Raw genomic sequence first — 2,519 nt, forward strand, 5'->3', positions numbered from 1 at the left:
GTTTTAAAATGTTTTTAAATTTACAATTTGCACTTTCCAATGGAGTCGTAGGCAACATGGCAATCTTATTTGAATAACCAGACAGTTTATCAGCTAAATTGATATTTTATTAAACATAATTTGCAGCTTACCTATAAGGGATTGAAACTTGTGCAACTAATTCCTAATCCTGAGCACATTAAGGTTTGAGCGCAGGGAACATTTAGGGAAACAAAAGATATGAATAAGTTCAGATATATATGCAACATCGATAGATTAAAATAGTTGGATTTAATCTACTACATAGAGAGGTTGCATATGAAAGGAAAAATAGGTACTCCCTGTAGCATAAGCTATAAAGGCGTTTATCTTCCCAAGAAAACCTTCAAGTTGGTCTACTACGAGAAGCTGTCAGAAAAAGCAAAAATAAAGCTAAAGGCAATAAACTTATATAAAAGCAAAAAATACACTGTAGAGCAGATCTGTGAAATATTTGAAATAAACAGATCAACCTTCTATCGTTGGAGAAAATCCTACAACCCGAGGGTACTTCAATCTTTGGAAGACAACTCCAAAAGACCAAAAAAGACAAGACAAAAGGTTATTAGAACTTACGAGGTGGAACACGCCGTCTGTGAAATTAGAAGAAAGTATCCCTATTTTGGAAAAGAGAAGATAAAAAGGATAAGAACCAGGAAAAAAGATAAAATTCGGCTCAATCAAGTAAAGAAGGATATGTGCGGCAAAGCATCTGAATGCCGTGCCTACTGGCAGGCAGGGTTGCAGGTCGACACCATAGAACTTAGATTAAAATGGATTAAGGTCTATATCTTTACTGCCGTATGTCCGGTCTCAAAGATTCTTTATGCAAAGGCCTACCGGAAACTCAATAGTTTAAACGGCAAAGATTTTCTTTTGAGATTAAACTATCTCTTTGGCAAAGATTTAAACTACGTTCAGGTAGATAACGGAAGCGAGTTTGCTAAATATTTCGAGGCCGAAACAAAAAGGATGGGCATCACCTTAATTCACAATTATCCAAAGTCTCCCAAGATGAACTGTTATGTGGAGAAGGTAAACGATACCATCCAAAACGAATATTTGGATCGCGTCTACGAAGAGACCAGCGTAAAAGAGATAAACAAAATCCTCTATGACTGTTTATTTGAATACAACTTCTACAGGCCACACAGAAGCCTAAATTTACTTACTCCAATTGAATTTGTAGAGCAGAAAATGATGTATAATAAAAGTCCTTCTATGTTGCATATGTATCTGAACTTATTCAGGCAACTTTTAAAATACAAACAATTAAAGTATGTTCTCTGTTTGATGGCTAGTTGATTCAATATAAAAAATCGTATTGACTTTTAATGCTGTTGTCTTGCATAAATATAATTGAGGATAATTAGTTGCGCTTGATTTAGGAACAGTTTATGGATGCCAAGGTTGTTTTGGAATTATTCAAAGATGCTTTTTATGGGTGGGTTAAAGATAAGGCACCCCAACTAAGTGCTGCTCTGTCTTTCTACACCATCTTTTCTTTGGCACCGCTTTTGGTAATTGGGATCGCGGTTGCCGGTTGGGTGTTTGGGCGGGAGGCGGTGCAAGTTCAAGTTTTTACATATGTTCAGGGTTCGATTGGAGAAGGTGGCGCGCTATTTATTCAAAATATGATTGAAAGCATAAGAAGTCCGGGGAGGGGGATTTTTGCCGCTTTAATAAGTGTGGTCATAATTTTTTATGCCGCTTCCAATATATTTTACTATTTAAAAGGCGCGCTTAATGATGTCTGGAATGTATCACCCGTTTTTAAATTTGGTATTAAAGAAATACTTAAAGGTCGATTCCTTTCTATCATGATGACCATTTGCGTGGGGTCTCTGCTCCTTGTTTCGTTTGCTATGTCTATAATGTTTTCCGCGTTGGACATGTTTGTGAAAGACGTTCTTCCGGGTATCATAATGAGCTGGCAAATTGCGGATTTTGTGATTTCTTCTGGCGTGGTCATGTTGTTATTCGCGATGCTTTACAAAATACTTCCCGATGCCGACATTAAATGGAGCGATGTCTGGGCTGGAGCTGTTTTGGCGGCGTTGCTCTTTAAAATTGGTGAGTTTCTTATAGGGTTTTATCTTGGCCGAAGTGGTATAAGGTCGATATATGGCGCCGCCGGTTCATTTGTTGCCATCCTTATTTGGGTATATTACTCGGCTCAGGTTTTCTTCTTTGGCGCCGAATTTATCTGCGTTTATACTGGCAAATATGGTTCGAAGGTTAAGAAAGATAAGATTTAAGATGCTAAGCTTAAACCTTGTTAGTGTTCTCAGTTTTTGTTATTGTCACAAATAGATTAATTTTATAAGAGGTATAAGATGAGAACCTGTGATGTAATAGCTAAAAAACGTGATGGTGAAAAACTTACGTCAAAAGAGCTTGGATTTATGGTGCAAGGATTTGTTGAGGGGGAAATCACCGATTACCAAATGTCGGCTTTTCTTATGGCTTGCTATATCAGGGGTTTAGACGTTGATGAAACG

At 37.3% G+C, this 2,519-nt stretch carries 2 protein-coding genes; both read left to right on the plus strand.

The genetic code is table 11. From position 1 onward, the window contains the following. The first annotated feature begins 297 nt into the window (after positions 1-297). A complete protein-coding gene (locus tag Q7U95_RS07725; protein ID WP_308753373.1) occupies positions 298-1,323 on the plus strand; it encodes an integrase core domain-containing protein in 1,026 nt (341 codons plus the stop codon). A 92-nt stretch (positions 1,324-1,415) separates the two neighbouring features. Further along, positions 1,416-2,276 (plus strand): YihY/virulence factor BrkB family protein, encoded by an 861-nt coding sequence (locus tag Q7U95_RS07730; RefSeq protein WP_308753374.1) that lies wholly within the window; start codon positions 1,416-1,418, stop codon positions 2,274-2,276. Positions 2,277-2,519 lie beyond the last annotated feature (243 nt).

Origin of the sequence: Candidatus Oleimmundimicrobium sp. (assembly GCF_030651595.1) — a bacterium.
Classification (GTDB): domain Bacteria; phylum Actinomycetota; class Aquicultoria; order UBA3085; family Oleimmundimicrobiaceae; genus JAUSCH01.